Origin of the sequence: Streptomyces coerulescens (assembly GCF_042657965.1) — a bacterium.
Taxonomy (GTDB): Bacteria; Actinomycetota; Actinomycetes; order Streptomycetales; family Streptomycetaceae; genus Streptomyces; species Streptomyces coerulescens.
In genome coordinates, this window is the sequence record NZ_JBHSKM010000040.1 from 38790 (window position 1) to 65190 (window position 26401).

Below are 26401 nucleotides of genomic sequence, written 5' to 3' on the forward strand. Positions count from 1 at the left end.
GCTCAGACTCCGGCTTCCACCGGGGCGTCCTCGTCGTCCGGGCCGGTCTCCTCGGCGTGGGTGATCTTCCGTCGAAGGTTCTCGACGTCCGTCTGCAGACCGATGAGCACCTTGTGGAGATCGTCGAGGACGGGAAGCGGGACGATCGGAGTGTGGGCGCCCACCTCGGGTTCGAGCAGGTGCAGCCGGTCCAGGGCGTCCCGGGCGGCCGTCACGCTGTGGCGCAGCACCTGTCGCTGTTCGGCGGCGAGCTGGCTGGGTGGCCGGGGTGCCGGCGCGGCGGCCTGCCGGTCGGCCAGGTATCCGGGTCCGTCCTGGGCCGGCTCGACAGCCTCCGCCTCGCCCGCCGCTTCGCCGAGGCCGGTTCCTGGACCCTCGCTCTGCACAGCGGCCTCCGTGTCGTCCGGCAGCGCTGTCGACGTCCCGGTAGGGAACGTCTGGTGGGGGATGGGGACGACGGGTGCTTTCGGAGGGTGGGCCTTGAGTGCGCGTTCAGGGCTGGAGGCCCACACGACGTCCCACTGGTGCAGCGTCACCGGCACGCCGTCCGCGTCGCGCTCGATCCTGTCGTCGCTGTCGAGGTCGACCTTGAAGTGGACGTAGGGGGATCCCGGGACGTCCCCCGTCCGCTCCTGGCGGATGAGCTGGCGTGCGGTCACGGCGTTCTCCGGGAGGGCGTCGCTGCGGAACCGGTTCGCGGCCAGCGCGAGGGTCCACAGGCCCAGCTCGTTGTGCTGCTGCGAGAGGTCCTCGATGACCTGGTTGACGTCGGCGCGGAAGGGGACGCCCCCCTTTTCCTTGGCGGCCATCAGGGCCGAACCGACGTTCCGGGTGAGCAGCTTGTCGGCGATCAGTGCCACACCACCGGCCACGGCCAGGGTGCAGCGGGCATCGATGTCGCCCGCCATGGCAGGCGTCACGAGGTCGGTGAAGTCCTCCGTCGGGCAGGGGGTCCACTCCTGCAGGACGTCGGAGGTGAGGACGCCGCCGTTGTTCCAGGCGTTGCGGGCCTGCGTCGTGACCTGCTTCTTGTGCGAACGCCACGGAAGGTCGATCAACGGACCGAGGAGCTCGGCGAACCCCTTGAGACCCATGCGTTTGCCCCCCTTGATGGCCTTGGCCTGGTCCTTGAGGTGGTCCAACAGTTCCGGTCTGGTCAGCCAGTAGACGAGGTAGACGCTGCGCCACAGCGCTGTGCCGGGCGGGGGCGTGTCCCCCGGGACCATGTCGGGGAGTTCGGCCACCGGGATACGTCCCACGGCCACGCCGTACACCACCTGGAGGTCGTCCTTGCGGACCTCCGAACTTCCCAGCTGGATCACGCGCTTGAGGGCGCGGGTGGCGACCTCGACGTTCTGTGCGGCCGCGTCCCACTGCTTGAACTCGACGTGGACCGAGGCCAGTACGGAGCGGATGGCGTCGTCGAAGATGTCCTCGGCGGCGAGGAGGTGGCCCGGGTGGCCTTCCGCGGCGACGGCCGTCTGGGTCGGCAGGACATAGGTCTGTGCGATCTGGGCCGCACGCAGCCCCGGTTCCTCGACGCCGATCTCCTGGGCGAACTCCTCCGCGAGCGTCCGGCGCCACTTCTCCCTGGCCGCGGCCAGCTGCAGCCCGAGCGGGAGGGCACCGGCGGAGGTTCGGACGGTCCCGGTCCTGCCGAACAGCGAGTCCACCGCGAGCGTCGCTGCCTCCGCGGCCTCGGCACCGGGTCCGGCGAGCACGGCCCAGGCGCTCGCGAGCCTGGTGATGCCGTCCCGGACGATCAGGGCGTGGAAGGACTCGGTGCCGTCCTCGAAGGCGATCTCGGCCGGGTGCGTGATGAGGTTGCGGGTGACCTTGCGGGAGAGGACGGAGGGCGCGTAGCTGTTGAGCGAGAGCGTGCCGTGGATGGTCTGCCACACATGGTCCCTCAGGTGCGTGAGGCTCTGGTACCGGTAGCGGACGATCGCACAGGGCCGGCCCTCGTCGGTGACCCCCTGCACCTGGGGGTCGGGGATCTCCATCACCTCCATTCCGGTACGGGGCTGGATACCGGGCAGCAGCTCGCTCAGATGGACCCGGGTGACAACCGAGCGCAGCGTCGCGCCGTCGACGTTCTCCACCATCAGCAGTCCGGCGGGTTCCTCGCTGGTGGGACGCAGTTGTACGGCAACCGCGTCGGGGGCGGTCGTGGCACGGGCGATGGCCTGCCAGGCGGCTTCCGGCAGCAGCGCCATGGGGTTGGCGCCGCCCGCGTCGACCACCTTGGTGATGTCGGCGTCCGAGGAGGTGGAGGGCAGAACGGGATCGACGTTGGACACGAGTACGGACTCGGTGCCCCATTGCACGGGGAAGGAGCGGGGGGCCTGGGAAGGCATGGACGTCCTCCGGGGGACGAGTGAGGCGGGAGAGGGCAGAGCGGGGCGAGGGGACGAAGAAGCGGGTGGGGAGTGCGGAGCGGCCGGAGGGCGGCACGGCGAGGGGGGCCGCCCTTGGACCCGGCCGCTCGGCGGGCCGGTGACCTGAGGTCAGAGCGGAAGGGGGCCTTCGGCGCCGGGGTGCAGCTCCGCGAACCAGTCGGCCAGGAAACGGCGGTTGTGCGGGCGCGCATGGTGCTGATACGCGCAGTACGCGACGAACTCCGCCGCCTCCAGAAGGCCGTCCGTGGCGTCCGCGGCGCAGGGCAGGCTCTCGGGAGGCGCGGGCGCCGGGGCGGCGGCGAGGTCGTACCAGACGGCGGCGGTGTTCATCCGGATGACCGCGAGCGCGGATGTGCCGTCCGCCGTGTGACGGGCCGACAGCCGCTCGATGAGGGCACTGGCAGCCGCTCTGCCGGTGGTGTGCGGTCCATGGGCGGTGCCGACGGTGGTGTCGGGCAGGTCGGCGACGGTCGCCAGTCCGCGCCGGAGGACCTGCCGGTATCTGCTCTGCTCGGCCCTGTTGGGTCCGCGCCTGGCCGAGTGGGAGAGCGGCCTGCCCTGCCCGGCCGCGAGTTTCCGGGCGCGAAGGGTGTCGCCACGCCGGATGTTCAGCGTGGGGTCCGCGTACAGCTGCTCGCGGAACTCGGCCCAGGCGGCGGTGACCGCCTTGGACTCGAAGGCGTCGAAGTCGATACGCAGCCATCCGGCCATGGTCAGGCTCCGGTCCCCGGAGAGGGCGGCGGCATAGACGGCGACCGGTCGAATATTCGCACCAGTAAATATCGGTGGGGTGTCGCCGCCGGCGGCATGGGCAAGGGGCTGGTTCGCGAAAGTGTTCATGGCGTACTCCATGGCACAGCAAGAGATGTGATGGAGCGTCCGCGGCAACGGCGGTGCTCGCGCGTTGCAGGAACCCCTCGCGTCACGCAGTCACGACGTTACCGTCCGCGACTTCGTCCGAAGAAAGGAATTTCGCGATCGGGTCTGACTTGATCAGAATCAAGCCTCATTCGATCCGGCCTGGTCGCGATCGAATCAAGAGGAATATTCGCAACTAGATCAAGTTGCCCCGCGCTTCGGGGTAGTTGTCGAAAAGCTGCGGCAGCGGGCTCTGGCCCAGCTTGTCGAGCAGGGCGACGGCCGTCGCGACGGCCACGGTCTGCCCGAGGAGGCTGTCCTTCTCGATGACGAACACGAACTCGTTCTCCGACGTCGGCAGCCGTCTTGGCAGCGTGATGAGGCCGAGCTTCTCGAACTCGTTCGTGATCTCCTCGCACAACTCCGCGCTCAACCGCTGGCGTTCCGGTGCGGCGTACTTCTTGATGAAGCGCATCGACAGCCGCTTGATTCCGTGGTCGACCTCGACGGCGTGCGCGATAACGGTGAAGTCCATAACTCAGTACGTTACTGAGTTAGTTGGAGAGATGTAGGGGAAATCACCTGGCCCCTCAGACGCCGTAGCCGTCGCTGTACCCGTCTCGCCGATGGCGGTGGTGGGGCTCGTCCTCGACGACCGGAGTCGTCGGTGGCACCACCACCCGCTTGCGCCGCGCGATGCTGCTGAACGTCGTGGTGCCGATCAGCCCCACGACCATCAGGATGACTCCGACGAGGTCGAGATTGACCCCTTCCATCTCCCAGTCGGTCGCGAACGTGAGGATGGCTCCCACGGCGATGAGGATGATGCACCCGCCGAGGCCCATGTGTGTCGCCTCCCTGTCCGGTGGTTCCGGTCGGAGGCGAGTACCCCACGTCTTGCGAACTACCCCTCCAGGAACGCCACCAGCGAGTTCGCCAGCAGCCACGGGTCGTCCGCGCCGCACAGCTCCCGCACGCTGTGCATCGAGAGGATCGCCACGCCGATGTCGACGGTCTTGATGCCGTGCCGGGCCGCGGTGATCGGGCCGATGGTGGTACCGCAGGGCATCGAGTTGTTGGAGACGAAGGACTGGAACGGGACTTGCGCCTTCTCGCAGGCCGCCGCCCACACCGCCCGGCCCGAACCGTCGGTCGCGTAGCGGTTGTTGACGTTGACCTTCAGGATCGGCCCGCCGTTGACGCGCGGGTGGTGCGTCGGGTCGTGGCGCTCGGCGTAGTTGGGGTGGACCGCGTGGCCCGTGTCGGAGGACAGACAGACGGTGCCCGCGAAGGCGCGCGCCCGGTCCTCGTACGACCCGCCGCGCGCGAACACCGAGCGCTCCAGGACGCTGCCCAGCAGCGGCCCGTCGGCACCGGTGTCGCTCTGCGAGCCGTTCTCCTCGTGGTCGAAGGCGGCCAGCACCGGGATGCACGGCAGGTCGGCGCCGGAGCCGGCCACCGCGGCCAGCGCCGCCGCACCGGCGTGCACCGACAGCAGGTTGTCCATGCGGGGACCCGCGACGAGCTCCTTGTCCCGGCCCAGATACGCGGGCGCCTCGATCGAGTGGACCATCAGGTCCCAGCCCGTGACCTCGCCCGCCGCCAGCCCGGCGCTCTCCTCCAGGAAGGCGATCAGGTCGCCGTCGCGCACCTCGCCGAGGCCCCAGACGGGCTGGAGGTGGCGCTGCTTGTCGAGCTTGAGCCCCTCCGCCGAGACCGAGCGGTCCAGGTGGATGGCGAGCTGGGGGACGCGCAGCAGCGGACGGTCCACGTTCACCAGCCGGGTCGAGCCGTCCCGCAGCGTCAGCCGGCCCGCGAGGCCCAGGTCGCGGTCGAGCCAGGAGTTGAGCAGCGGTCCGCCGTAGATCTCCACGGCCACCTGACGCCAGCCGTGCCCACCGGTGTCGGGCAGCGGCTTCACCCGCAGGTTGGGCGAGTCCGTGTGCGCGCCGAGGATCCGGAACGGCGTGTGGGGCGCCGCTCCCTCGGGGACGTACCAGGCCACGATCGCGCCACCGCGCAGCACGTACTTGCCACCGCTCGTCCCGTCCCAGGCGTCCGTCTCGGCGACCTGCCGGAATCCGGCCTTCTCCAGCCGCTCGGCGGCGTTCGCCACGGCGTGGTACGGCGTGGGGCTCGCCGCCAGGAAGGACATGAGGTCGTCGGTGTGGCCGCGGTCGAAGCGGGGGGGTTCGCTCATGGGGTTCACCTTAACGACGTACGAGGGCCCGCTCCCGGAGAAGGGGAGCGGGCCCTCGTAAGGGCGATGTGGAATGTCCGTGAGTGACTGGAACGACCCGGTGGAGGTAGCCGTTCCGGCGTCCTCCCGTTCGGTCAGAAGGCCGCTTCGTCCAGCTCCATCAGGTCCAGGTCGACGCCCTCGGCGATCTTGCGCGCACCGGTGACGCCCGGCAGGACGTTGGCCGCGAAGAACTTGGCCGCCGCGATCTTGCCCTGGTAGAACGCCTTGTCCTTGGCGGAGGCGGTCGCCACCTTCTCGGCGGCCACGGCCGCGCCCTTGAGCAGCAGGTAGCCGACGACCACGTCACCGGAGGCCAGCAGCAGCCGGGTGGTGTTGAGGCCCACCTTGTAGATGTTCTTGACGTCCTGCTCGGTGGCCGCGAGGTCGGTCAGCATCAGGCCGACGATCGCCTCCAGCTCCACGGCCGCCTTGGCGAGCTGCTCGCGGGCCGTACCCAGCTCCTCGCCGCCCTCGCCCAGCGCCAGGAACTTCTTGATGTCCTCGGCGAGGGAGTTCAGCGCCGCGCCCTGGTTGCGGACGATCTTCCGGAAGAAGTAGTCCTGGCCCTGGATCGCGGTCGTGCCCTCGTACAGGGTGTCGATCTTGGCGTCGCGGATGTACTGCTCGATCGGGTACTCCTGGAGGAACCCGGAGCCGCCGAAGGTCTGGAGCGACTGCGCGAGCTGCTCGTAGCCCTTCTCGGAGCCGTAGCCCTTCACGATCGGCAGGAGCAGGTCGTTCAGCGCGTGCTCGGCCTTGGCGTCCTCACCGGCGGCCTCCTTGACGGCGATCGCGTCCTGGATGGAGGCGGTGTAGAGCACCAGGGCGCGCATGCCCTCCGCGTACGCCTTCTGCGTCATCAGCGAGCGGCGCACGTCGGGGTGGTGGGTGACGGTGACCTTGGGCGCGGTCTTGTCCATGAAGTTCGCGAGGTCGGGGCCCTGGACGCGCTCCTTGGCGTACTCGAGGGCGTTCAGGTAACCCGTCGACAGCGTGGAGATCGCCTTCGTGCCGACCATCATGCGGGCGAACTCGATGATGCGGAACATCTGGCGGATGCCCTCGTGCTTGTCACCGATCAGCCAGCCCTTGGCGGGGTGCCGGTCGCCGAAGGTCATCTCGCAGGTGTTGGAGGCCTTCAGGCCCATCTTGTGCTCGACGTTGGTGGCGTAGACGCCGTTGCGCTCGCCCAGCTCGCCGGTCTCGAAGTCGAAGAGGTACTTCGGGACCAGGAACAGGGACAGGCCCTTGGTGCCCGGACCGGCACCTTCCGGCCGCGCGAGCACGTAGTGAAGGATGTTCTCCTCCATGTCGTGCTCACCGGAGGTGATGAAGCGCTTCACGCCCTCGATGTGCCAGGAGCCGTCCTCCTGCTGGACCGCCTTGGTGCGGCTGGCGCCGACGTCCGAGCCGGCGTCCGGCTCGGTGAGCACCATGGTGGAGCCCCAGGTCCGCTCGACGGCGATCTGCGCGATCTTCTTCTGGACGTCGTTGCCCTCGTCGTAGAGGATGCCGGCGAACGCCGGGCCGGAGGAGTACATCCACACGGCCGGGTTCGAGCCGAGGATCAGCTCCGCGTACGACCAGATCAGGGACGGCGGAGCGGTGGTGCCGCCGATGGCCTCCGGGAGTCCGAGCCGCCAGTACTCGGAGTCCATGAAGGCCTTGTAGCTCTTCTTGAAGGACGCCGGGACCGGCGCGGTGTTCGTCTCGGGGTCGAAGACCGGCGGGTTGCGGTCGGCGTCCGCGTAGGACTCCGCCAGCTCGTTCTCGGAGAGGCGGGTCAGCTCCTCCAGGATGCTCTTGGCGGTCTCGACGTCCATCTCCTCGAAGGGACCCGTGCCGTACAGCTTGTCGCGGCCCAGGACTTCGAAGAGGTTGAACTCGATGTCGCGGAGGTTCGACTTGTAGTGCCCCATGGTGACGACTCCGTAGCGGGATCGGCGAGGCACTTGGATCCTCGCGCCAGTTCACTTACCAACAAGTAGCTACGATGATGCTACCCGTCAGTAATAAGACGCAACCCCGATCCGCAATCTGTGACAGGTCACACCGGAACCGTCAGTGTCGCCGTGTATCCCCGCGCCACACTTCCCTCCATCGCGGCCAGCTGCCGGTCGTGGCCGTCGCTGAAGATCCCGTCGGTCTCCAGGGAGAGGCCGCTCAGGTTGTCCACGCTGCTCTCGTAGCCCTCCGAGGCGTACACCGTCTCGCAGACGTCCTTCGGGAAGGCCAGCTGAGAGGTGTTCGTGATGGCCGTCGCCGCGGTGGCGTCCGCGAGGCTGCCGTACACCTCGAAGTGGATGTGCGGCCAGCGGCCCTGGTAGCAGCCCGGGAAGACGCTCCTGAAGGTGACCCGGCCCTTGTCGTCGGTCTCCTGCACGCCGCGCAGGTAGTTCTCCTCGGTGATGCCGTCCGAGTACAGGGAGTAGCCGCCCTCCCGGTCGCAGTGCCAGATGTAGACGGCGGCGCCCTTCTTCGGCGTCCCGCAGCCGGAGGCGGCGTCCACGACGGTCAGCGTGACGGTCAGGGGCACGCCCTCGGCGGTGCCGCCCGCGGAGTCGCCGAAGCTGCCGGTGATGTCGCTGCGCACGACACCGCTCTCCTTCAGGACGTTCACGCCGTTCGAGCCGTCGCCGGGGAAGGGCCCCGCGGTCTCGTCCGGGATGGGCCGGCACTCTGCGGATGAGGCGGAGGCGGAGTCGCCGGAGCCCTTGGAGGAGGCGCCGGCCGAGGTCTCGTCCTCGGACGTGCAGCCCACCAGCGGGATCAGGCCCGCCCCCGCCATCAGCCGGATCATGCGGCGGCGGGCGAGGACCGGGAGGTCGTACGCGAGCCCGCGGTCGTGCTCGTGGATCTCGGCGTCGTCGTGTCGGTGCATGGCTGTCCCCTTGCCGGTGCGGTGCCGTGCGCGGCACTTCTCGCGTTGCGGCCGACGCTATGAGCGCTCGGGGCGCGAAACCAGCGCGGTGACTGTCGAGTCGCTGTCAAGTCGCTGTCGGTTTGCCGCAGCCCCCGTACCGGTCCGCAGCCCGGCCGCGCTCGGTACGCTTGCGCTCATGTACGGCTACGACCAGAACGTCGGTGCACAGCAGCAGTACGCCCCGCCGCAGCAGCCCATGGCCGGTGGCGTCGGCGGATACGGCCAGCAGCCGCCGCTCTATCCCGAGCCGTCCCCGCCCTCGCTCGCGGACGCGGTGCGGGCCTTCACCACCGGGCAGATGTCCGCCGAGGACTTCCAGCAGGTCTTCGCGACGTCGAAGGTCTACTGCCCGCGCGGCGACAACCCGGGCTTCCTCGCCCTGCACAACACCCAGCAGCCGGTGATCCCGATGTTCACCTCGCTGAAGGAACTGCGCAGGTACGCGGGCAAGGAGTCCAAGTACTTCGTCATCACCGGTTCCGAGGTGATCGACCTGCTGCCCACCGGCTACGGCTTCGTCGTCGACATGGAGGGCGAGCACCGGATGGTCTTCGACGCGAAGGCCGTGGAGCAGATGGTCGAGTTCGCGATGCGCCGGATGTACGGGTAGCGCTTCGCGAGGTCCGTTCGGCGTCCGCGGGCCCGTTGTGGCTGGTCGCGCCCACGCGGCGGAGCCGCATATTGATACGGCCCCGCGCCCCTGGGTACGTTCAGGATGCCGGTGTTTCCAGACGCAGCGCCAGGCCGTCCAGGACGACCTCCAGGCCGTAGGCGAACTTCTCGTCGCGCAGGGCCACCGGGTCCGTCGTGGCGGTCACGGCCTCCGCGTAGCCCTCCGCGAGGTGCTCGTGGGCCGCGGCCGCCTGCTGGGCCGCGGGCATCAGCCGGGCGATGAAGTCGGCCTCCGTCTCGCCGGAGCGGGCGACCGTGGTGAGCCAGGCGGCCTCCGTGGTGCTCATCCCGATCACGTAGGACAGCAGGGTGTCGATCGGACCGGACGGCTTCGTGAATCCGGCGGTCGTGAACAGGGCCGCCAGCCGCTCGGAGAACGCCATCAGATTCGGGCCGAGATAGGCGAGGCCCGCCTGCCCGAGCACCGACGACAGCCACGGGTGCCGTAGGGCCGTGGCGCGGAACGCTCCCGCCGCCTCGGCGGCCGCCGCGCGCCAGTCGGCGCTCTGCGCGGGCGGTACGTGGATCTCGGCGGCGACCTCGTCGACGGCCAGCTCCATGAGCTCGTCCTTGGTCGCGACGTGCCGGTACAGGGAGGCCGCGCCCGCGTTCAGCCTGGTGGCGAGCTTGCGCATGCTCAGCGCCTCCACGCCCTCCGCGTCCAGCATGACGATCGCCTCGCGCACGATCATGGCGCGGCTGAGCGTGGGCTGGTCGGCCTCGCGCTGGGGGCGGGCCCACACGGAGGGGATGGAGCTCTGCTTCGTCGTCCTGGCGGCCATCGGCACTCCTTCGCATCTCTGCGTACATCGTTCGCATCGAGCGTACAGGAATGAGGTGTTGCGAACACTGTTCCGCCATGCGTACAGTGTTCGCATCGCAGGAACGGTGTTCACGAACCGGAGGGGAACGTCATGGACGTCAAGGGAACGCGTGATCCACGCCGCTGGTGGATCCTGATCGTGCTCTGCCTGAGCACGCTGGTGCTGGTCGTCGACAGCATGGCGCTGACCGTCGCGGTGCCGGTGATGACCGGCGAGCTCGGGGCGAGCGCGCAGGAGACCCAGTGGATCCTGGACTCCTACATCCTGGTGTTCGCGGGTCTGCTGCTCACCTCCGGCAGCCTCGGCGACCGGTTCGGGCGCCGCAAGGTGATGCTGATCGGGCTGCTGCTCTTCGGGGCGGCGTCACTGGCCGCGACCTGGTGCACGAACCCCGGTGAGGTGATCGCCGTCCGTATCGCGATGGGTGTCGGCGGGGCGCTGATCATGCCGTCCACCCTGTCGATCCTCATCACCGTCTTCGACGAGGAGGAGCGCGGCAGGGCGATGGCGGCCTGGAGCTCGGTGTCGATGCTGGGCCTGGTCGGCAGCCCGGTGCTGGGCGGCGTCCTGATCGAGCACTTCTCCTGGCAGTCGATCTTCTTCATCAATGTGCCGATCGTCGCGCTCGCCGTCGTCGCCGGTCTGACGCTGATGCCGGAGTCCAGGGCGCCCTGGCAGAAGCCGGACCCGCTCGGCGCGGTGCTGTCGGCGGTCGGGATGACGGCCCTGGTCTGGTGGATCATCGAGCTCCCGCAGCACGGGGTGTGGACCGCGGCCCTGCCCGTGGCCCTCGTGTCCCTGGCCGGCTTTGTGATCTGGGAGAACGTCACCAAGTCCCCGATGGTCCCGCTGGTCCTGTTCAAGCACCGCAACTTCAGCGGCGGCTCGCTGTCCCTGGCGCTGGTCCAGATCGGCAACGGCGGTCTGCTGCTGGTCCTGACCCAGTACCTGCAGTTCGTGCTCGGCTACTCGCCCATCAAGGCGGGCCTCGCCTTCCTGCCGCTGGCGATCACGGCCCTCGTCGGCAACGGCGTCGGCGTCAAGCTCGCCGCGAAGTACGGCAACCGGTGGGTGATCCTCGCGGGGATGCTGGTGATGGTGGCCTGCTTCGCCCTGCTGACCACGGTCTCGGCGGACTCCGGCTTCACCGTCCCGGCGGTGGCGCTCGGTCTGCTCGGCCTCGGCGCGGGCCTGGCGATGCCGGCCGCGGTCGGTGCGCTGATGGGCACGATCCCCGAGGACAAGGCGGGCGTCGGCTCGGCCCTGAACGACACCATCCAGCAGGCCGGCACCGCCCTCGGCATCGCGATCCTGGGCTCGCTGCTCTCCAGCGGCTTCGCGGACCGGATGCCCGAGGGGGCGCCGGAGGGGGCGAAGCACTCGATCGCCGGTGCCGTCGCCGGCGGCGACGCCGGGATCATCGCCGCCGCCCGTGAGGCCTTCACCGCCTCGATGTCCACCACCTTCACGGTCAGCGCGATCGGTGTTCTCGCCGCCGCGCTGCTGGCGACCCTGGTCATGCGCGACGACCGGAGCGCGCCGCAGCAGGGGGCCGGCGCCCCCGAGGAGCAGCCCGAACCGGCCGTCTGACCCCCTCGGACCGGCTCTTCCTGACACACTGAGCCGCCGCCGAAGCACCGGGTCCTCGTGACGAAGGCCGGCGCCCGCACCGGGTGTCGGCCTTCGGCGTGCCCGGCGGGAATGGCTGCAGCGCTCGTCCCGTTAGGGGTAGCAAGAAGTTCAATGCTCAACTAAACTGGCCGCACAAGGAGGTACCGACATGCCTGCAGTGACCGTCGAGAACCCGCTGACGCTGCCCCGCGTCGCCGCGCCCGCGGAAGCGGTGGCCCGTCCCGTGCTCGCCGTCACGACCGCGCCGAGCGGTTTCGAGGGCGAGGGCTTCCCGGTGCGCCGTGCGTTCGCCGGGATCAACTACCGCCACCTGGACCCGTTCATCATGATGGACCAGATGGGCGAGGTGGAGTACGCGCCGGGCGAGCCCAAGGGCACCCCCTGGCACCCGCACCGCGGCTTCGAGACCGTCACCTACATCATCGACGGGATCTTCGACCACCAGGACTCCAACGGCGGCGGTGGCACCATCACCAACGGCGACACCCAGTGGATGACGGCCGGCTCCGGCCTGCTGCACATCGAGGCTCCGCCGGAGTCGCTGGTCATGTCCGGCGGTCTCTTCCACGGCCTCCAGCTGTGGGTGAACCTCCCGGCCGAGGACAAGATGATGGCGCCGCGCTACCAGGACATCCGCGGCGGCAACGTCCAGTTGCTGACCACGCCCGACGGCGGCGCGCTGCTGCGCGTGATCGCCGGTGAGCTGGACGGCCACGCCGGTCCCGGCATCACGCACACCCCGATCACGATGATCCACGCGACCCTCGCCCCGGGCGCGGAGATCACCCTGCCGTGGCGCGAGGACTTCAACGGCCTCGCGTACGTGCTCGCGGGCCGCGGCAGCGTGGGTGCCGAGCGCCGTCCGATCCATCTGGGCCAGACGGCTGTCTTCGGCGAGGGAGGCTCGCTGACCGTCCGCGCCGACGAGCAGCAGGACTCGCACACCCCGGACCTGGAGGTCGTCCTCCTCGGCGGCCGGCCGATACGGGAGCCGATGGCCCACTACGGCCCGTTCGTCATGAACACCAAGGACGAACTCATGCAGGCCTTCGAGGACTTCCAGAAGGGCCGACTCGGCACGATCCCGGCGGTGCACGGCATGACCGGTGAAGGCCCGCAGTCCTGACATCCGGAAACGACAACACCCCGTCCACTTCCCGTGGGCGGGGTGTTGTCGCAAGTGGGTTTCAGGGCAAGGTAGTTGGGGCTACGCTTGTCCGACACTCCGGCGTTTTCCACGCTTGAGGGAAATGGGGGATCAAGTGGCCAAGTACATCGAAAAAGATGTCAAAAAGCTCTACACCTACCTCAAGCGGAACGAGCCCTCGCTGGCGTCCCAACTGCGGCGCATGATCATGCAGGGCGCCGCACGGCAGCTGGGCCGGCGGCTGGTCGACGACGTGCTCGACGAACTCGACGACTACGCCCGCAGTCACCATGTGACGGCATCCGACCTGGAAGACCTCGACATCGACGTGGACGTCGACGGCGGCGACGTCGACATCGACTGGGACTTCGACATCAGCGACCTCTTCTACTGACCGAGGTGCCGATCAACTGACGTCGTGTCACCCGACCGGTCCGCCTGCACAGGACAGTTCGCTCCAGTGCGTGATCGGCTGGAACCGTGCAGGCCCCCACCCCGCCGCTCCCCGACCCCGTGCGCCGTCTCGCCGCCTGGTGTGTGGTTGTGCTGCTGGTCGCCGGAGTGGTCTATGTCGGGATCCGGCTGGCCGTGGAGTTCAGTACGGCCGTGGTGCCCGTGCTGCTCGCGCTGCTGGGGACGGCGCTGCTCGGGCCGCTGCACCGGCGGCTGGTGAAGGCCAGGGTCAACCGGTCGGTTGCCGCCGGACTCACCTGCGTCGCCGTGGTCGCCGTCGTCGGCGGGGCCGTGTACATCGTCGTCGCCGCGATCGTGGACAGCGGCGACCAGATCGTCGCGTCGCTCAAACAGGCGGGCCGGGATCTCGCCGACCACTTCGGGGCCGCCGGGACCTCGCTGGACGACGTCGCCGCCAACGCCAGGGAGTTGCTCACCAAGTTCGGCGGGACGGCGGCCTCCGGGGTGATCAGCGGGGTGAGCGTCGTGGGCGAGACCATCGCCATCGCCGTGCTCGCCCTGCTGCTGGTCTTCTTCTTCCTTCGGGACTCCGACCGGGCGGCCGGCGCTCTGCGGTCCCTCGTGCCGGGAAGCGGCGGGGAGCTCATGGAGGCCATGGCCCGGCGGGCGTTCCAGGGCGTGGAGGGGTTCATGCGGGGAACCACCTTCATCGCCTTCATCGACGCGCTCTGCATCACCATCGGGCTGATCGTCCTCGATGTGCCGGGCGCGGTCGGGCTGGGCGCACTCGTCTTCGTCGGCGCCTACATCCCCTATCTGGGCGCGGTCATCTCGGGGGCGGTGGCGGTGCTGGTCGCCCTCGCGGACCGGGGGTTCGTCATCGCGCTGTGGGTGCTGGGGATCGTGCTCGCCGTGCAGGTGCTGGAGGGACATGTGCTGACGCCCGCGATCCAGAGCCGGACCGTGCAGATGCACCCGGCCGTCGTCATGGTGACGATCACCGCGGGGGCCTCCGTGGCCGGCATCCTCGGCATGCTGCTCGCCGTACCGCTCACCGCCGCCGCGTTCGGCGTCGCACACGAACTGAGAGAGCGCTACGGCAGCTCGACCTCGACGACCTCGACGACCTCGACGTCGACCGGGCCCGAGCCGCCCCCGGAACCGTCGGAGCCCTCGGACTCGTAGAGCTCGAACCAGATGCTCTTGCCCTCGCCACGAGGGTCGACGCCCCATGCCTGGGCCAGCAGCTCGATCAGCATCAGGCCCCGCCCGGACGAGGCCAGTTCCCCGGGGCTGCGCCGGTGCGGCAGGTCGTCGCTGGTGTCGGTGACCTCGACGCGCACCCGGCGCTCGCCCGGCTCGCCCCGCACCTCCGCCACCAGCAGCGCGTCGGCGTCGGTGTGCACGAGGACGTTCGTCAGCGTCTCCGACAGCAGCAGCACCGCCGAGTCGACCTGATCCGCGGAGGCCCAGTCGTGCAGCAGCTCCCGCAACTGCTGCCGGGCCACCCCGACCCGCTCCGGCTCGGCCTGCGCGACCGACAGCACGGTGCGCCGGACCGTCGGCCGCGGGGTCGCGGGGTCACCGGAGCCGTCCCCCTCCCGGTGCAGCAGCAGTACCGCTATGTCGTCCTCGCGCCGATCGGCGAGCGGGCCGGTGGTGTGGTGGGAGGACGGGCCGTGCACGGCCTGGACCAGGGCGTCGGCGAGCCCCTCCAGGTCGCCGTCGTGCTCCTCCAGGATCGTGCGGATGCGCTTCCAGCCGGTCTCCAGGTCGTGGCCGCCGGTCTCGATCAGCCCGTCCGTGCAGATCAGCATGGTCTCGCCGGGTTCCAGGGTGATCCTGGTCGTCGGATAGTCGGCGTCCGGGTCGATGCCCAGCGGCAGACCGCCGGCCGTCGGACGCGCCAGCACCGTGCCGTCGGTCATCCGGATCGCCGGGTCCGGATGCCCGGCGCGGGCGATGTCCAGCAGTCCGGACGCGGGGTCGACCTCGACATACAGGCAGGTCGCGAAGCGCAGGTCGGACGGGTCCTCGTCGAGGGCGCCGAACGTCATCCCGTGCAGGAAGCGCGAGGCGCGGGAGAGGACGGCATCGGGGCGGTGGCCCTCGGAGGCGTAGGCGCGCAACGCGATCCGCAGCTGGCCCATCAGGCCCGCCGCCCGCACGTCATGGCCCTGGACGTCGCCGATGACGAGGGCGAAGCGGCCTCCCCCGAACTCCGTACGGGAGGTGCCCCCGGGCAGCGGGATCATGTCGTACCAGTCGCCGCCGACCTGGAGACCCCCGCCGGTCGGGACATAGCGCGCGGCGACGCCCATGCCCGGTATCTCGGGGCCCAGCTTGGGCAGCATCGAGCGCTGGAGGCCGTCCGTCAGCTCACGGGCGGACTCGGCGGCCTCGGCGCGCGAGAGGGCCTGGGCGAGCATACGGGCCACCGTCGTCAGCACGGACCGCTCGTCGGGGGTGAAGGCGACCGGATAGGTGAACGCCGCCATCCAGGCGCCCATCGTGCGCCCGGCCACGGTCAGCGGCAGGAACGCCCAGGACTGCCGGTCGAAGTGCGCGGCGAGCGGCCAGGTGACCGGGTAGCGGTCCTTGTACTTCTCGGGCGAGGAGAGATAGACGGCCCGGCCGGTGCGGACCACCTCCGCGGCCGGATAGTCCGTGTCCAGGGCCATATGTGTGAAGGGGTCCTCGTCCCCGGGCTGATGGCCGTGGTGCCCGATGATCGTCAGGCGATCGCCCGTCACCCCGAAGACCGCCAGCCCGTCCGGAGAGAAGCCCGGCATCGACAGACCGGCCGCGACCCGCAGCACCTCGGCCGTCGATCTCGCCTCGGCCAGCGCCCGGCCCGCGTCCAGCAGGAACGCCTCCCGCGAGCGCCGCCAGTCGCCGGTGACCGCCGTACGCCCGGCGGAGGTACCCGGCACCGGCTCGGTGACCTCCTGGAGGGAACCGGTGACCTCGTACGACCGCTTCTTGTGGTCGTAGGACGCCTGGAAGCGGCTGCGGCCGACCCGGACGACCCGGCCCCGGTCGTCCATGATCCGCACCCGCACCTCGCCGAGCGTGCCCTCGGCGACGGCCAGCTGGATCACCCCGCTGATCTCGTTCCAGTCCACCGGGTGCAGGCGGGCGCGCACCTGGGCCTGGCTGAGCGTGGTCCGTTCGGAGGGCAGGCCCAGCAACCGTGCCGCCTCCGCGTCGACCGTGACCAGTCCCGTGGCGGTGTTCCAGTGCCACAGTCCGGTCGCGAGGGCGGCCAGAACCTCCCCCACGGCGGGCAGGGGCTCACCAGTGCGCATTGCCCCACTCTAAGAAGAGGTGATCGCACGCTGCCACCGAAGCTGTACGGGGCATCCGGTCCCCAGGCCCCGGGACCACGGGGAAATGGTGGGGAGGCGATCTTGGGGTGCCCGGTAGGCTTGGGGGAGTTTCACGTGAAACAAAGCCCCTGATTCACGGGAACAAAGCCCCCGATCCGCGAAGACTGGATGAACGACGATGCATCGGTACAGGTCCCACACCTGCGGCGAGCTCCGCTCCTCTGACGTCGGCACCGACGTCCGGCTGAGTGGCTGGCTGCACAATCGGCGCGACCTGGGCGGCATCCTCTTCATCGATCTGCGCGACCACTACGGCATCACGCAGCTCGTGGCCCGTCCCGGCACCCCCGCGTACGAGGCCCTGGACAAGCTGTCCAAGGAGTCCACGGTCCGGATCGACGGCAAGGTCGTCTCCCGAGGCGCGGAGAACATCAACTCCGAGCTGCCCACCGGCGAGATCGAGGTCGAGGTCGGCGAGGTCGAGCTGCTCGGCGCCGCCGCCCCGCTCCCCTTCACGATCAACACCGAGGACGGGGTCAACGAGGAGCGGCGTCTGGAGTACCGCTTCCTGGACCTGCGCCGCGAGCGCATGCACAAGAACATCCTGCTGCGTACGTCGGTCATCTCGGCGATCCGTCACAAGATGACGGCGCTGGGCTTCAACGAGATGGCGACGCCGATCCTGTCCGCGACCTCCCCCGAGGGCGCCCGTGACTTCGTCGTCCCCTCCCGTCTGAACCCGGGCAAGTTCTACGCCCTGCCGCAGGCCCCGCAGCAGTTCAAGCAGCTGCTGATGATCTCCGGCTTCGACCGCTACTTCCAGATCGCGCCCTGCTTCCGCGACGAGGACGCGCGCGCCGACCGCTCGCCGGGCGAGTTCTACCAGCTCGACATCGAGATGAGCTTCGTCGAGCAGGAGGACGTCTTCCAGCCGGTCGAGAAGCTGATGACCGAGCTGTTCGAGGAGTTCGGCGGCGGCCGCCACGTCACCTCGCCGTTCCCGCGGATCCCGTTCCGCGAGGCGATGCTGAAGTACGGCTCCGACAAGCCGGACCTGCGCGCCCAGCTGGAGCTCGTCGACATCACCGACATCTTCGAGGGCTCGGAGTTCAAGGCCTTCGCCGGCAAGCATGTGCGTGCGCTGCCGGTGCCGGACGTCTCCGCGCAGCCCCGGAAGTTCTTCGACCAGCTCGGTGACTTCGCGGTCTCGCAGGGCGCCAAGGGCCTGGCCTGGGTGCGTGTGGCCGAGGACGGCTCGCTGTCCGGCCCGATCGCCAAGTTCCTCACCGAGGAGAACGTCGCCGAGCTGACCAAGCGTCTGTCGCTGGCCGCCGGGCACGCCGTGTTCTTCGGCGCGGGCGAGTTCGACGAGGTCTCCAAGATCATGGGCGCGGTCCGCGTCGAGGCCGCCAAGCGTGCCGGGCACTTCGAGGAGGGCGTCTTCCGGTTCTGCTGGATCGTCGACTTCCCGATGTACGAGAAGGACGAGGAGACCGGCACGATCGACTTCTCGCACAACCCCTTCTCCATGCCGCAGGGCGGTCTTGAGGCACTCCAGACCCAGGACCCGCTGGACATCCTGGGCTGGCAGTACGACATCGTCTGCAACGGCGTCGAGCTGTCCTCCGGCGCGATCCGGAACCACGAGCCCGAGATCATGCTGAAGGCCTTCGAGATCGCGGGCTACGACCGCGAGACCGTCGAGGAGAAGTTCGCCGGCATGCTGCGCGCCTTCCGCTTCGGCGCCCCGCCGCACGGCGGTATCGCGCCCGGCGTGGACCGTATCGTCATGCTCCTCGCCGACGAGCCCAACATCCGCGAGACCATCGCCTTCCCGCTCAACGGCAACGCCCAGGACCTGATGATGGGCGCGCCGACGGAGCTGGAGGAGGCCCGGCTCAGGGAGCTGCACCTCTCGGTGCGCAAGCCGCAGCCGAAGTAGACGGCAGGTCGTGAGGTGGCTCGGAACCGGCGTCGGTTCCGAGCCACCTTTCTTTGTGCGGCGCATGCAGGGCTCTCACCCAGGTCGTACCTAACCTCCTGACAGGCGCGGTCCCTAACTTCCCTGCACATGACGGGAAACCACACGGCCGAAGGGCCGAAACACAAGCGGGACCTCACACGTCGCAAGGTCGTCGTCGCCGGTGCGGGAGCCGCCGCCGCGGTGGGCGTGGGCGGCACCCTCGCCGCGGGCGCCTTCGCGGGCGAGAAGAGCGCGCAGAGCACCAGGGCCTCGGCGAGCAGCAGCGCCGGAGAGGCCTGCTACAAGCTGACCTCCGAGACCACCGAGGGCCCGTACTACATCGACGCGGACAAGCTCCGCAAGGACATCACCGAGGACCAGGAGGGCATCCCGCTCACCCTCCGTCTCAAGGTGATCGACGCCGAGACGTGCAAGCCCATCAGGAACGCCGCGGTCGACATCTGGCACTGCAACGCGCTGGGCGTGTACTCGGGCTACGAGGACATGGGCAGCGGCGGTGGCGGCGGGGGCGGCACCCCGCCGTCCGGTGAGCCGACGGGCGAGCCCCCGTCCGGTGAGCCCTCGGGCGGGCCCGGCGGCGGAGGCGGCGTCCACCAGGAGCCGACGGACGACGAGCGCTATCTGCGCGGCACCTGGCGGACGGACCGCAACGGCACGGTGGAGTTCAAGACGGTCTTCCCCGGCTGGTACCAGGGCCGTTGCGTCCACATCCACACCAAGGTCCATGTGAGCGGCACCTGGACGGACGGCGGGTACGAGGGCGGCAACACCTGCCACACCGGTCAGTTCTTCTTCGACGAGGAGAGCGTGCTGGCCTCCGCGGAGGTGGCGCCGTACTCCACCAACACCACCACCCGCACCACACTCGACGAGGACACCATCTACCCGGACAACGGGACCGAGGGCGGTCTGCTGAAGCTGAAGTACCGCAAGAACGACATCGCCAAGGGCGTCGTCGCCACGATCACGATGGGCGTCGACCCCGAGGCCACGCACGACGGCACGGATGACGCGGTCCAGCCCGGAGCGTCGGCGTCCGCGAGCTGACGCGGACCTGAAGACCTGTGGGGGCGGGAGGCGACGTCGGTTGCTCCTCCGGGCGGCGTCACTCCTCCGTGGGCGGCGCCAGCGCCTCCTGCTCCAGCAGCCGCTCCGCGATGTCGTCCGCCCACGCCCGCACCCAGCGGCGCAGCTCCGGCACCGCCTCCGGGTCCAGGCCCCGGGCGGTGAACTCCCGGTCGTCCAGCATCTCCGTCGCCTCCAGACGGGACTGGAGGTCGGCCGGGTCGAACTCGTCCCAGGCGTGGCGGCGGCCCTGCTCCTCCAGGTCGGGGAAGCTCCAGTGGGCCGCGGCGGCATAGACGTCGGTCAGGTCGCGGGCGGTGCCCCGGTCGGCCAGGGCGCGGACCTCGGTGCCGATGAGGTCCTCCAGGGAGAGGGCCGGGCCCAGGTCGGTCGTCACGGGCCGCTGCCAGAGTGTTTCCTTCAGCAGGTCGACCGGGTGTTCCCGCGCACCTGCCACACCGGTGACCAGGAGTCGGGCGGAGAGCGGGTCGACCTCCAGGGGGCGCACCAGCCAGCCGCGCTCCGTCAGTCCCGTGCGGACGGCCGCCGCGACCCCCTCCATCGGCTCGGGGCTCTCGGTGGCCACCTCCAGCGGCCCTTCCACGGAGGCCTCCGGCATCAGGCCATGGGCCCGGACCGCGTACCCGCCGGCCAGCACGAGCGGGTAAGGGGCGCCGATCGCAAGGACGTCGGCCATCAGGTGGTGGCGGAGCGGGATCATCGTGGGCCGATTATGGCGGCCCCGCCGAGACGGCTGACCTCGGCGGGGCCGGACGCACGGGCTACTTCGCCACGAACTGCGTAAGGATCGCCTGCACCTCGTAGATGTCGACGCCCTTGGTGAACGTCTTCTCGATCGGCGTCGGCGTCCCCGAGACCCAGATCTTCAGCTCGGCGTCCAGGTCGAAGGTGCCGGCGGTCTCGACGGCGAAGTGCGTGATGCTGCGGTACGGGATGGAGTGGTACTCCACCTTCTTGCCGGTGATGCCCTGCTTGTCGACCAGGATCAGACGGCGGTCGGTGAACAGGATGGTGTCGCGTATCAGCAGGTAGGCGGCGTGCACCTGCTCACCGTGACCCAGCAGCCGGGCGAAGTCCTGCTGCGCCTGGCCGGAGTCGATGGTGTGCGCGTTACCGAAGAGCGCCATGAATGGATCCCCCCACGTGATGGCTCTACATGATCTTCGCAATGTATAGCGCCTCGGAGGGGTCCAGGCATAGAGGGCTAAACGATCAGGTGTCGTACGAACCGTCCCAGGGCGCGCCGAAGCCCAGGTTGTCGGGATGGAGCTCGGCCCACGCCTCCTCGTCGTCCTCGTCGGCGACCAGGCCGAACAGCACGCCCTCGACGGTGAGCTGGAAGGGACGTATCGCGATGTCCGTGTACGTCCTCCTGGGCAGGCTGCGCAGCAGGGTCGCGAGATGGGCGCGGGCACGGGCCAGCGGCGAATCGGGGCCCTGCGGGGCACGCTGCTGCTCGGCCCAGGTGCCGGCACACCAGATCTCCGAATCGCGGTACCTGCCCTCGGGATCGAAGGTGTGCAGGACCGCGTAGAGGCGTTTGTGCTCTTCCCAGCCGGTGTCGAGTTCGAAGCCCTTGGGGAAGGCGTAGGTCACCGACCCCATGAACTGCCCGTCCTCGTAAAAGCCGATCGCCTCAGTACGGCCGTGCGGCTCGTACGCGATCGGGATGACCTCAGGGACTGCCATGGCGGAAACCATACGGTCGTGCGGGGGGACATGGTGCCCCCGGGGTGGGATCGATGCCAACCGGATGGACAACATCCGCGTGATGTCCCCGAGTTGGCCACGGATCGGTCAAGAAATTCACGAGAGCCGTGGGAAGAGAACAGCACCCTTCGTGACCGCGGCGCCCGCCGGGAGCCTGCCCCACTCGCCGGCCTCCTGGATCCGCTGGTCCTCCAGAGCCCCGAGGGACGCCTCGGCGCCCAGGGAGTCCCAGAGCTTGCCGGAGGTCTCCGGCATCACCGGGGCCAGCAGCACCGCCACGGCACGCAGGGACTCCGCGGCCGTGTAGAGGATCGTGGCGAGCCGGGCCCGGGCTTGCTCGGAGCTGTCCTTGGCGACCTTCCACGGCTGCTGCTCGGTGAGGTAGCCGTTGACCTGCTTCACGAAGTCGAAGACGGCCAGGATGCCGCCCTGGAAGTCCAGTTCCTCACCGATCCGGCGGTCGGCTTCCGCGACGGCCTTCGCCAGCACCTCCCGGATCGCCCGCTCGGCCGCGCCGTCGGCCGTGGACGCGGGCAGCTCGCCGCCGAAGTACCTGCCGACCATCGCGGTGACGCGGGAGGCGAGATTGCCGTAGTCGTTGGCCAGCTCGCTGGTGTAGCGGGCGGAGAAGTCCTCCCAGGAGAACGAGCCGTCCTGGCCGAAGGCGATCGCGCGCAGGAAGTACCAGCGGTAGGCGTCCACGCCGAAGTGAGCGGTCAGGGCCCGCGGCTCGATGCCGGTCAGGTTGGACTTGCTCATCTTCTCGCCGCCGACCAGCAGCCAGCCGTTGGCGGCGATCCGGCCGGGCAGCGGCAGGCCGTTCGCCATCAGCATGGCCGGCCAGATGACGGCGTGGAAGCGGAGGATGTCCTTGCCGACGAGGTGGACGTCGGCGGGGAAGGTCGACCCGAACTTCTCCGGGTTCTCGTTGTAGCCGACGGCCGTGGCGTAGTTGAGGAGGGCGTCCGCCCAGACATAGAAGACGTGGCCGTCGTCCCAGGGGACCTTGACCCCCCAGTCGAACGACGAGCGGGAGATGGAGAGGTCCTGGAGGCCGCCCCGGACGAAGTTCATCACCTCGTTGCGGGCCGACTCCGGCTGGATGAAGTCGGGGTTGGCCTCGTAGTGGGCGAGGAGGCGCTCACCGTACTCGCTGAGCCTGAAGAAGTAGTTCTCCTCTTTGAGGAGTTCCACCGGGCGTTTGTGGATCGCACAGAGAAGAGTGCCGTCGTCCGCCTCGATCAGTTCGCCGGGGAGCTTGTACTCCTCGCAGGCGACGCAGTACGGACCCTCATAGACGCCCTTGCGGATCCGGCCGTTGTCGTAGAGATCCTGGTAGAACTCCCGCACCCGGTCCGTATGCCGCTTCTGCGTCGTACGGAGGAAGTCGTCGTGGGAGATCTCCAGGTGCCGCCAGAGGGGCTTCCAGGACTCCTCGGCCAGCCGGTCGGCCCAGACCTGCGGCGGCACGCCGTTCGCCTCGGCCGCCCGCAGGATCTTCTGGCCGTGCTCGTCGGTCCCCGTGAGGAACCACACGTCCTCGCCCCGCGCGCGGTGCCAGCGGGCGAGGACGTCGGCCGCCACCGTCGTGTAGGCGTGGCCCAGGTGCGGGGCGTCGTTGACGTAGTAGATGGGGGTCGTGACGTAGTACGGCATGACTCACTGCATCACACGCGGACGACGGCCCTCACCTGCTTTTACGCGGTCTCGCCGCCGAAGCGCTCCTTGTACGCCTGAAGGTCCTCGTCCGTGAGCTTGGCGAACAGGACCGGCGGGACGGTGAAGGGGGTGCCGACCGGGACGGCCGTGAGGGACTTGGCCTCCTCCTGGGTCACCCAGGTCGCACGCTCTTGATCAGACGCAGTGTCGGCCAGGGCGAACGCCTGGCGCATGGCGGCCGAGGACGCCGGGATGAAGGGCTCCGAGACCACCGCGTAGAGGTGGATCAGGTTCATCGCCGTGCGCAGGGTGAGGGCCGCGCCGTCCTTGTCGGTCTTGATCTCCAGCCAGGGGGCCTTCTCCTCCAGGTAGGAGTTGCCGGCCGACCACAGGGCGCGCAGGGCGGCGGCCGCCTTGCGGAACTGGAGGGCCTCCATCTGCGACTCGTACTCGGCGAGGAGTTCGGCGATCTGCTCGCCGAGCTTGGCCTCGGCCTCACCGGGCTCGCCGCCCGCCGGGACCTCCTCGCCGAAGCGCTTCTTGGAGAAGGACAGGACGCGGTTGACGAAGTTGCCGAGGGTGTCGGCCAGGTCCTTGTTCACCGTGGCCGTGAAGTGCTCCCAGGTGAAGGACGAGTCGTCGGACTCGGGGGCGTTGGCGATCAGGAAGTAGCGCCAGTAGTCCGCGGGCAGGATCTCCAGGGCCTGGTCGGTGAAGACACCGCGCTTCTGGGACGTGGAGAACTTTCCGCCGTAGTACGTCAGCCAGTTGAAGGCCTTGACGAAGTCGACCTTCTTCCACGGCTCGCGGATGCCGAGCTCGGTGGCCGGGAACATCACGGTGTGGAAGGGGACGTTGTCCTTCGCCATGAACTCCGTGTAGCGGACGGTGTCGTCGGCCTCGTACCACCAGGACTTCCAGTCGCGGGTCTCCCCGGCGGGTGCCGCGTCCGACCACTCCTTCGTCGCGCCGATGTACTCGATCGGGGCGTCGAACCAGACGTAGAAGACCTTGCCCTCGGCCGCCAGCTCCGGCCAGGTGTCCGCCGGGACGGGCACGCCCCAGTCCAGGTCACGGGTGATCGCGCGGTCGTGCAGGCCCTCGGTCAGCCACTTGTGGGCGATGGAGGACGCCAGGTGCGGCCAGACGCCGTCGTGGCGGGCGACCCACTCCTGGACCTCGTTCTGCAGCTTGGACTGCAGCAGGAAGAGGTGCTTGGTCTCGCGGACCTCCAGGTCCGTGGAGCCGGAGATCGCGGAGCGCGGGTTGATCAGGTCGGTGGGGTCGAGTACGCGGGTGCAGTTCTCGCACTGGTCGCCGCGGGCCTTGTCGTAGCCGCAGTGGGGGCAGGTGCCCTCGACATAGCGGTCCGGGAGGAAGCGGCCGTCGGCAGGGCTGTAGACCTGGCGGATCGCGCGCTCTTCGATGAAGCCGTTCTCGTGCAGCTTGCGAGCGAAGTGCTGGGTGATCTCGACGTTCTGCGGGCTGGAGCTGCGGCCGAAGTAGTCGAAGGCCAGCGCGAAGCCGTCGTAGACCGCCTTCTGGGCGTCGTGCGCCTGTGCGCAGAATTCGTCCACGGGGAGGCCCTGCTCCTTCGCCGCCAGCTCGGCGGGGGTGCCGTGCTCGTCGGTGGCGCAGATGTACAGGACGTCGTGGCCACGCTGGCGGAGGTACCGGGAGTACACGTCCGCCGGGAGCATGGACCCCACCATGTTGCCCAGGTGCTTGATTCCGTTGATGTACGGAAGGGCGCTGGTGATGAGGTGTCGAGCCATCGGGGGCTGCTCCCAGGTCGGTCTTCTTGCGTGTTTGCGAACCTTGAAATCGTAGCCGACATGGGTGGGCCGCCCGCTTCCCGTTTTGAGGGGTGGGAAGGGGCGGCCCGGGTGATCTTCGGTGGTGTTCTCCGGTGATGATCTCTGGGCGTTACGGGCGCCAGTCGATCAGTACCCCGTCGTAGAGCTCCGCGTCCGTGAGTTCCAGGGGGGTCGGGCCCGCGTGGAAGAAGGCCGTGTTGTCGGTCTTCAGTTTGCGGAGGTAGTCGAAGGCCTTGTTGTCGTGGTCGCCGAAGGCGATGAAGGAGAAGAAGACGGCGGGGTGGGACTTCGCGGCGTCCGTGAGGGACTTGGTGGCGGGGGTCTTCGCGTCGGGGGCGCCGTCGGTCTGGAAGACGACGAGGGCGGGGGTGCCGGGGGCGGCGTTCTTGTCGTAGTGGGCGAGTACGGCTTCCACGGCGGCGTGGTAGCTGGTACGGCCCATGCGGCCGAGGCCGGCGTGGGCGTCGTCGACGGCGGTCTCGGAGGAGGCCGGGGTGAGGTCGGTGGTGCCGTCGACCTCGGTGGAGAAGAAGACGACGTGGAGGGAGTGGTTCGGGGCGTCGGGGTCCAGGTGCTCGGCGAGGGCGAGGGTCTGGTCGGCGAGGGCCTGGGCGGAGCCGTCCTTGTAGTACGGGCGCATGCTCGCGGAGCGGTCGAGGACGAGGTAGACCTTGGCGCGGGCGGATTCCAGGCCGGCCTTTGCGAGGGCGGTGGCCGGGGCGGCCTCGGCTTCGCCTTCGGCCGGGTTGTTCCCACCCGCACCACCCGTGCGGGTTTCGTCGTCGGCTGCGAGTGGCCCCTGTGCGGCGTCCTCGCCGTCGGCGACCGCGGCTCCGTCCTCGACGGCCTCGACGGCCTCGACCGGGGTGGCCTCGACCGGGGCGGCCTCGGCCTGTGCGACCTCGGCGGCTGCCGGCTCGGGCTTCTCCACGACCGGCTCCGGCTCCGGCTCCGGCGTCGACTCCTCGGCAACCGGCTCTGCGGCGACCCCGGTCTCCTCCACGGTGGTCTCTTCGGCGACGGGCGTCTCAGCGACCGGCGCCGCCTCGGCGACCACCGGCTCTTCCACCGCCACGGGCTCTTCCACCGCCGTCGGCTCTTCCGTAACCGGCGCAGCCTCGGCAATCACCGGCTCCTCGGCAACGGCAACCGGCTCCTCGGCCACCGGCGATTCCGCCACGGCCTCCTCGACCGCCACCGTCTCCACCGGCTCCGGCGTCTCCACCGGCTCTGTCGGCTTCGGGACCGTTACGTTGTCGAAAGCTGCTGAGACCAGTTCGTGTTCTTCGTCGTCCTGAATGTCCTGGTCGGTCTGGTCGGTCTGGTCGGTCTGGTTGGTCTTCGGCTCGGTGGGCTCCGGTGCCGGGCGGTCCGCGTTGCGTGGCTCCGGGACCTGGGCAGCCGCGGTCGGCTGGGGTTCCGGGGACGGGGACGGGACCGTCGGCCGGGGTTCCGGCGAAGGCGTCGTCGCACCCTCTGCTTCGGCGGTACGCCCCTTGCGTGACCGGCCGAACGCGTTCCGCAGGAGAGTGAGAATGCCCATGTGCGCAACCCTTCGCATGAGTTGATGCCCGTAGATCCCTGGCCAGGACGGACACGTAAGGTTAGCGGCCCCGGATGGCGATCTTGGGGAGGGGCGGGCACGTAGGCTCCCCAGGCGTCAAGGGCCACATCGAGTCGATCAGCAGCGGTGCATCAACTGCCG

The 26401-nt window shown here is 69.4% G+C and carries 22 protein-coding genes; 7 read left to right on the top strand and 15 right to left on the bottom strand.

All coding sequences use genetic code 11. The features are described from left to right. Nucleotides 1–2: 2 nt before the first annotated feature. The 7 genes from ACFPQ9_RS35755 to ACFPQ9_RS35785 all read right to left on the bottom strand — a co-directional run bounded on the left by ACFPQ9_RS35755 (nucleotide 3) and on the right by ACFPQ9_RS35785 (nucleotide 8380). A complete protein-coding gene (locus ACFPQ9_RS35755) occupies nucleotides 3–2357 on the bottom strand; it encodes a hypothetical protein (protein ID WP_380862759.1) in 2355 nt (784 codons plus the stop codon). 150 nt (nucleotides 2358–2507) lie between these two features. Beyond that, nucleotides 2508–3239 (bottom strand): hypothetical protein, encoded by a 732-nt coding sequence (locus tag ACFPQ9_RS35760; protein WP_380862760.1) that lies wholly within the window; start codon nucleotides 3237–3239, stop codon nucleotides 2508–2510. A gap of 214 nt (nucleotides 3240–3453) precedes the next feature. Further along, nucleotides 3454–3792 carry a hypothetical protein gene (locus ACFPQ9_RS35765; protein ID WP_380862761.1) on the bottom strand — a complete coding sequence of 113 codons (339 nt, stop codon included), beginning with the start codon at nucleotides 3790–3792 and terminating at the stop codon, nucleotides 3454–3456. A gap of 55 nt (nucleotides 3793–3847) precedes the next feature. Further along, nucleotides 3848–4102, bottom strand: coding sequence for a DUF6458 family protein (locus ACFPQ9_RS35770; protein WP_380862762.1), 255 nt, complete (start codon nucleotides 4100–4102; stop codon nucleotides 3848–3850). A 59-nt stretch (nucleotides 4103–4161) separates the two neighbouring features. Next, on the bottom strand, nucleotides 4162–5457 hold the full coding sequence (locus ACFPQ9_RS35775; RefSeq protein WP_380862763.1) for a M18 family aminopeptidase: 1296 nt from the start codon (nucleotides 5455–5457) through the stop codon (nucleotides 4162–4164). A 134-nt stretch (nucleotides 5458–5591) separates the two neighbouring features. Beyond that, on the bottom strand, nucleotides 5592–7418 hold the full coding sequence (locus tag ACFPQ9_RS35780) for an acyl-CoA dehydrogenase (RefSeq protein WP_380862935.1): 1827 nt from the start codon (nucleotides 7416–7418) through the stop codon (nucleotides 5592–5594). Between the two features lie 128 nt (nucleotides 7419–7546). After that, a complete protein-coding gene (locus ACFPQ9_RS35785) occupies nucleotides 7547–8380 on the bottom strand; it encodes a dioxygenase family protein (protein ID WP_380862765.1) in 834 nt (277 codons plus the stop codon). 178 nt (nucleotides 8381–8558) lie between these two features. Here ACFPQ9_RS35785 and ACFPQ9_RS35790 point away from each other — a divergent pair, with 178 nt between their 5' ends. Further along, complete coding sequence (locus tag ACFPQ9_RS35790) at nucleotides 8559–9032, top strand: SseB family protein (RefSeq protein ID WP_107904901.1); 474 nt, start codon at nucleotides 8559–8561, stop codon at nucleotides 9030–9032. A gap of 100 nt (nucleotides 9033–9132) precedes the next feature. Here ACFPQ9_RS35790 and ACFPQ9_RS35795 read toward each other — a convergent pair whose 3' ends face one another. Then, the gene (locus ACFPQ9_RS35795; protein ID WP_380862767.1) at nucleotides 9133–9876 is read right to left on the bottom strand and encodes a TetR/AcrR family transcriptional regulator; all 744 of its coding nucleotides are present in this window, start codon (nucleotides 9874–9876) and stop codon (nucleotides 9133–9135) included. 132 nt (nucleotides 9877–10008) lie between these two features. Here ACFPQ9_RS35795 and ACFPQ9_RS35800 point away from each other — a divergent pair, with 132 nt between their 5' ends. The 4 genes from ACFPQ9_RS35800 to ACFPQ9_RS35815 all read left to right on the top strand — a co-directional run bounded on the left by ACFPQ9_RS35800 (nucleotide 10009) and on the right by ACFPQ9_RS35815 (nucleotide 14296). After that, a complete protein-coding gene (locus ACFPQ9_RS35800; RefSeq protein WP_380862769.1) occupies nucleotides 10009–11508 on the top strand; it encodes an MFS transporter in 1500 nt (499 codons plus the stop codon). 190 nt (nucleotides 11509–11698) lie between these two features. Continuing rightward, nucleotides 11699–12676, top strand: a complete 978-nt coding sequence (locus tag ACFPQ9_RS35805) for a pirin family protein (RefSeq protein ID WP_380862771.1) — start codon at nucleotides 11699–11701, stop codon at nucleotides 12674–12676. A gap of 124 nt (nucleotides 12677–12800) precedes the next feature. Further along, nucleotides 12801–13091, top strand: a complete 291-nt coding sequence (locus ACFPQ9_RS35810; RefSeq protein WP_380862773.1) for a hypothetical protein — start codon at nucleotides 12801–12803, stop codon at nucleotides 13089–13091. Between the two features lie 86 nt (nucleotides 13092–13177). Beyond that, nucleotides 13178–14296, top strand: a complete 1119-nt coding sequence (locus ACFPQ9_RS35815) for an AI-2E family transporter (protein ID WP_380862775.1) — start codon at nucleotides 13178–13180, stop codon at nucleotides 14294–14296. On the opposite strand, the gene ACFPQ9_RS35820 is transcribed toward ACFPQ9_RS35815, so the two are convergent. Next, nucleotides 14206–16419, bottom strand: coding sequence for an ATP-binding SpoIIE family protein phosphatase (locus ACFPQ9_RS35820; RefSeq protein ID WP_380862777.1), 2214 nt, complete (start codon nucleotides 16417–16419; stop codon nucleotides 14206–14208). The two genes, ACFPQ9_RS35815 and ACFPQ9_RS35820, sit on opposite strands and share 91 nt — an antisense overlap. Nucleotides 16420–16618: 199 nt before the next feature. Here ACFPQ9_RS35820 and aspS point away from each other — a divergent pair, with 199 nt between their 5' ends. Beyond that, complete coding sequence (gene aspS / locus ACFPQ9_RS35825) at nucleotides 16619–18382, top strand: aspartate--tRNA ligase (protein ID WP_380862779.1); 1764 nt, start codon at nucleotides 16619–16621, stop codon at nucleotides 18380–18382. A 129-nt stretch (nucleotides 18383–18511) separates the two neighbouring features. Further along, nucleotides 18512–19471, top strand: a complete 960-nt coding sequence (locus ACFPQ9_RS35830; RefSeq protein ID WP_380862781.1) for an intradiol ring-cleavage dioxygenase — start codon at nucleotides 18512–18514, stop codon at nucleotides 19469–19471. A 58-nt stretch (nucleotides 19472–19529) separates the two neighbouring features. Here the strand turns inward: ACFPQ9_RS35830 and ACFPQ9_RS35835 are convergent, their stop codons facing one another. From ACFPQ9_RS35835 to ACFPQ9_RS35860, 6 genes are all read right to left on the bottom strand, one after another. After that, the gene (locus tag ACFPQ9_RS35835; protein ID WP_380862783.1) at nucleotides 19530–20210 is read right to left on the bottom strand and encodes a nucleotidyl transferase AbiEii/AbiGii toxin family protein; all 681 of its coding nucleotides are present in this window, start codon (nucleotides 20208–20210) and stop codon (nucleotides 19530–19532) included. Between the two features lie 61 nt (nucleotides 20211–20271). Beyond that, a complete protein-coding gene (locus ACFPQ9_RS35840) occupies nucleotides 20272–20637 on the bottom strand; it encodes a PH domain-containing protein (protein ID WP_030950219.1) in 366 nt (121 codons plus the stop codon). 85 nt (nucleotides 20638–20722) lie between these two features. Beyond that, nucleotides 20723–21199 (bottom strand): hypothetical protein, encoded by a 477-nt coding sequence (locus ACFPQ9_RS35845; protein WP_380862785.1) that lies wholly within the window; start codon nucleotides 21197–21199, stop codon nucleotides 20723–20725. 117 nt (nucleotides 21200–21316) lie between these two features. Beyond that, nucleotides 21317–22876, bottom strand: coding sequence for a methionine--tRNA ligase (gene metG / locus ACFPQ9_RS35850; protein WP_380862787.1), 1560 nt, complete (start codon nucleotides 22874–22876; stop codon nucleotides 21317–21319). A gap of 41 nt (nucleotides 22877–22917) precedes the next feature. Further along, nucleotides 22918–24654 carry a methionine--tRNA ligase gene (gene metG / locus ACFPQ9_RS35855; protein WP_380862789.1) on the bottom strand — a complete coding sequence of 579 codons (1737 nt, stop codon included), beginning with the start codon at nucleotides 24652–24654 and terminating at the stop codon, nucleotides 22918–22920. A gap of 151 nt (nucleotides 24655–24805) precedes the next feature. After that, nucleotides 24806–26239 (bottom strand): VWA domain-containing protein, encoded by a 1434-nt coding sequence (locus ACFPQ9_RS35860; protein ID WP_380862791.1) that lies wholly within the window; start codon nucleotides 26237–26239, stop codon nucleotides 24806–24808. Between the last annotated feature and the right edge of the window lie 162 nt (nucleotides 26240–26401).

Excerpts from the sequence above, each read along its gene's own strand:
- ACFPQ9_RS35785 (WP_380862765.1), bottom strand. The coding sequence starts at position 8,380 with ATGCACCGACACGACGACGCCGAGATCCACGAGCACGACCGCGGGCTC.
- metG (WP_380862787.1), bottom strand. The coding sequence starts at position 22,876 with ATGCCGTACTACGTCACGACCCCCATCTACTACGTCAACGACGCCCCG.
- ACFPQ9_RS35760 (WP_380862760.1), bottom strand. The coding sequence starts at position 3,239 with ATGAACACTTTCGCGAACCAGCCCCTTGCCCATGCCGCCGGCGGCGAC.
- ACFPQ9_RS35755 (WP_380862759.1), bottom strand. The coding sequence starts at position 2,357 with ATGCCTTCCCAGGCCCCCCGCTCCTTCCCCGTGCAATGGGGCACCGAG.
- ACFPQ9_RS35765 (WP_380862761.1), bottom strand. The coding sequence starts at position 3,792 with ATGGACTTCACCGTTATCGCGCACGCCGTCGAGGTCGACCACGGAATC.
- metG (WP_380862789.1), bottom strand. The coding sequence starts at position 24,654 with ATGGCTCGACACCTCATCACCAGCGCCCTTCCGTACATCAACGGAATC.
- ACFPQ9_RS35820 (WP_380862777.1), bottom strand. The coding sequence starts at position 16,419 with ATGCGCACTGGTGAGCCCCTGCCCGCCGTGGGGGAGGTTCTGGCCGCC.
- ACFPQ9_RS35775 (WP_380862763.1), bottom strand. The coding sequence starts at position 5,457 with ATGAGCGAACCCCCCCGCTTCGACCGCGGCCACACCGACGACCTCATG.
- ACFPQ9_RS35770 (WP_380862762.1), bottom strand. The coding sequence starts at position 4,102 with ATGGGCCTCGGCGGGTGCATCATCCTCATCGCCGTGGGAGCCATCCTC.
- ACFPQ9_RS35810 (WP_380862773.1), top strand. The coding sequence starts at position 12,801 with ATGGGGGATCAAGTGGCCAAGTACATCGAAAAAGATGTCAAAAAGCTC.
- ACFPQ9_RS35780 (WP_380862935.1), bottom strand. The coding sequence starts at position 7,418 with ATGGGGCACTACAAGTCGAACCTCCGCGACATCGAGTTCAACCTCTTC.
- ACFPQ9_RS35800 (WP_380862769.1), top strand. The coding sequence starts at position 10,009 with ATGGACGTCAAGGGAACGCGTGATCCACGCCGCTGGTGGATCCTGATC.
- ACFPQ9_RS35790 (WP_107904901.1), top strand. The coding sequence starts at position 8,559 with ATGTACGGCTACGACCAGAACGTCGGTGCACAGCAGCAGTACGCCCCG.
- ACFPQ9_RS35795 (WP_380862767.1), bottom strand. The coding sequence starts at position 9,876 with ATGGCCGCCAGGACGACGAAGCAGAGCTCCATCCCCTCCGTGTGGGCC.
- ACFPQ9_RS35835 (WP_380862783.1), bottom strand. The coding sequence starts at position 20,210 with ATGATCCCGCTCCGCCACCACCTGATGGCCGACGTCCTTGCGATCGGC.
- ACFPQ9_RS35840 (WP_030950219.1), bottom strand. The coding sequence starts at position 20,637 with ATGGCGCTCTTCGGTAACGCGCACACCATCGACTCCGGCCAGGCGCAG.
- ACFPQ9_RS35860 (WP_380862791.1), bottom strand. The coding sequence starts at position 26,239 with ATGGGCATTCTCACTCTCCTGCGGAACGCGTTCGGCCGGTCACGCAAG.
- ACFPQ9_RS35805 (WP_380862771.1), top strand. The coding sequence starts at position 11,699 with ATGCCTGCAGTGACCGTCGAGAACCCGCTGACGCTGCCCCGCGTCGCC.
- ACFPQ9_RS35845 (WP_380862785.1), bottom strand. The coding sequence starts at position 21,199 with ATGGCAGTCCCTGAGGTCATCCCGATCGCGTACGAGCCGCACGGCCGT.
- ACFPQ9_RS35830 (WP_380862781.1), top strand. The coding sequence starts at position 18,512 with ATGACGGGAAACCACACGGCCGAAGGGCCGAAACACAAGCGGGACCTC.
- aspS (WP_380862779.1), top strand. The coding sequence starts at position 16,619 with ATGCATCGGTACAGGTCCCACACCTGCGGCGAGCTCCGCTCCTCTGAC.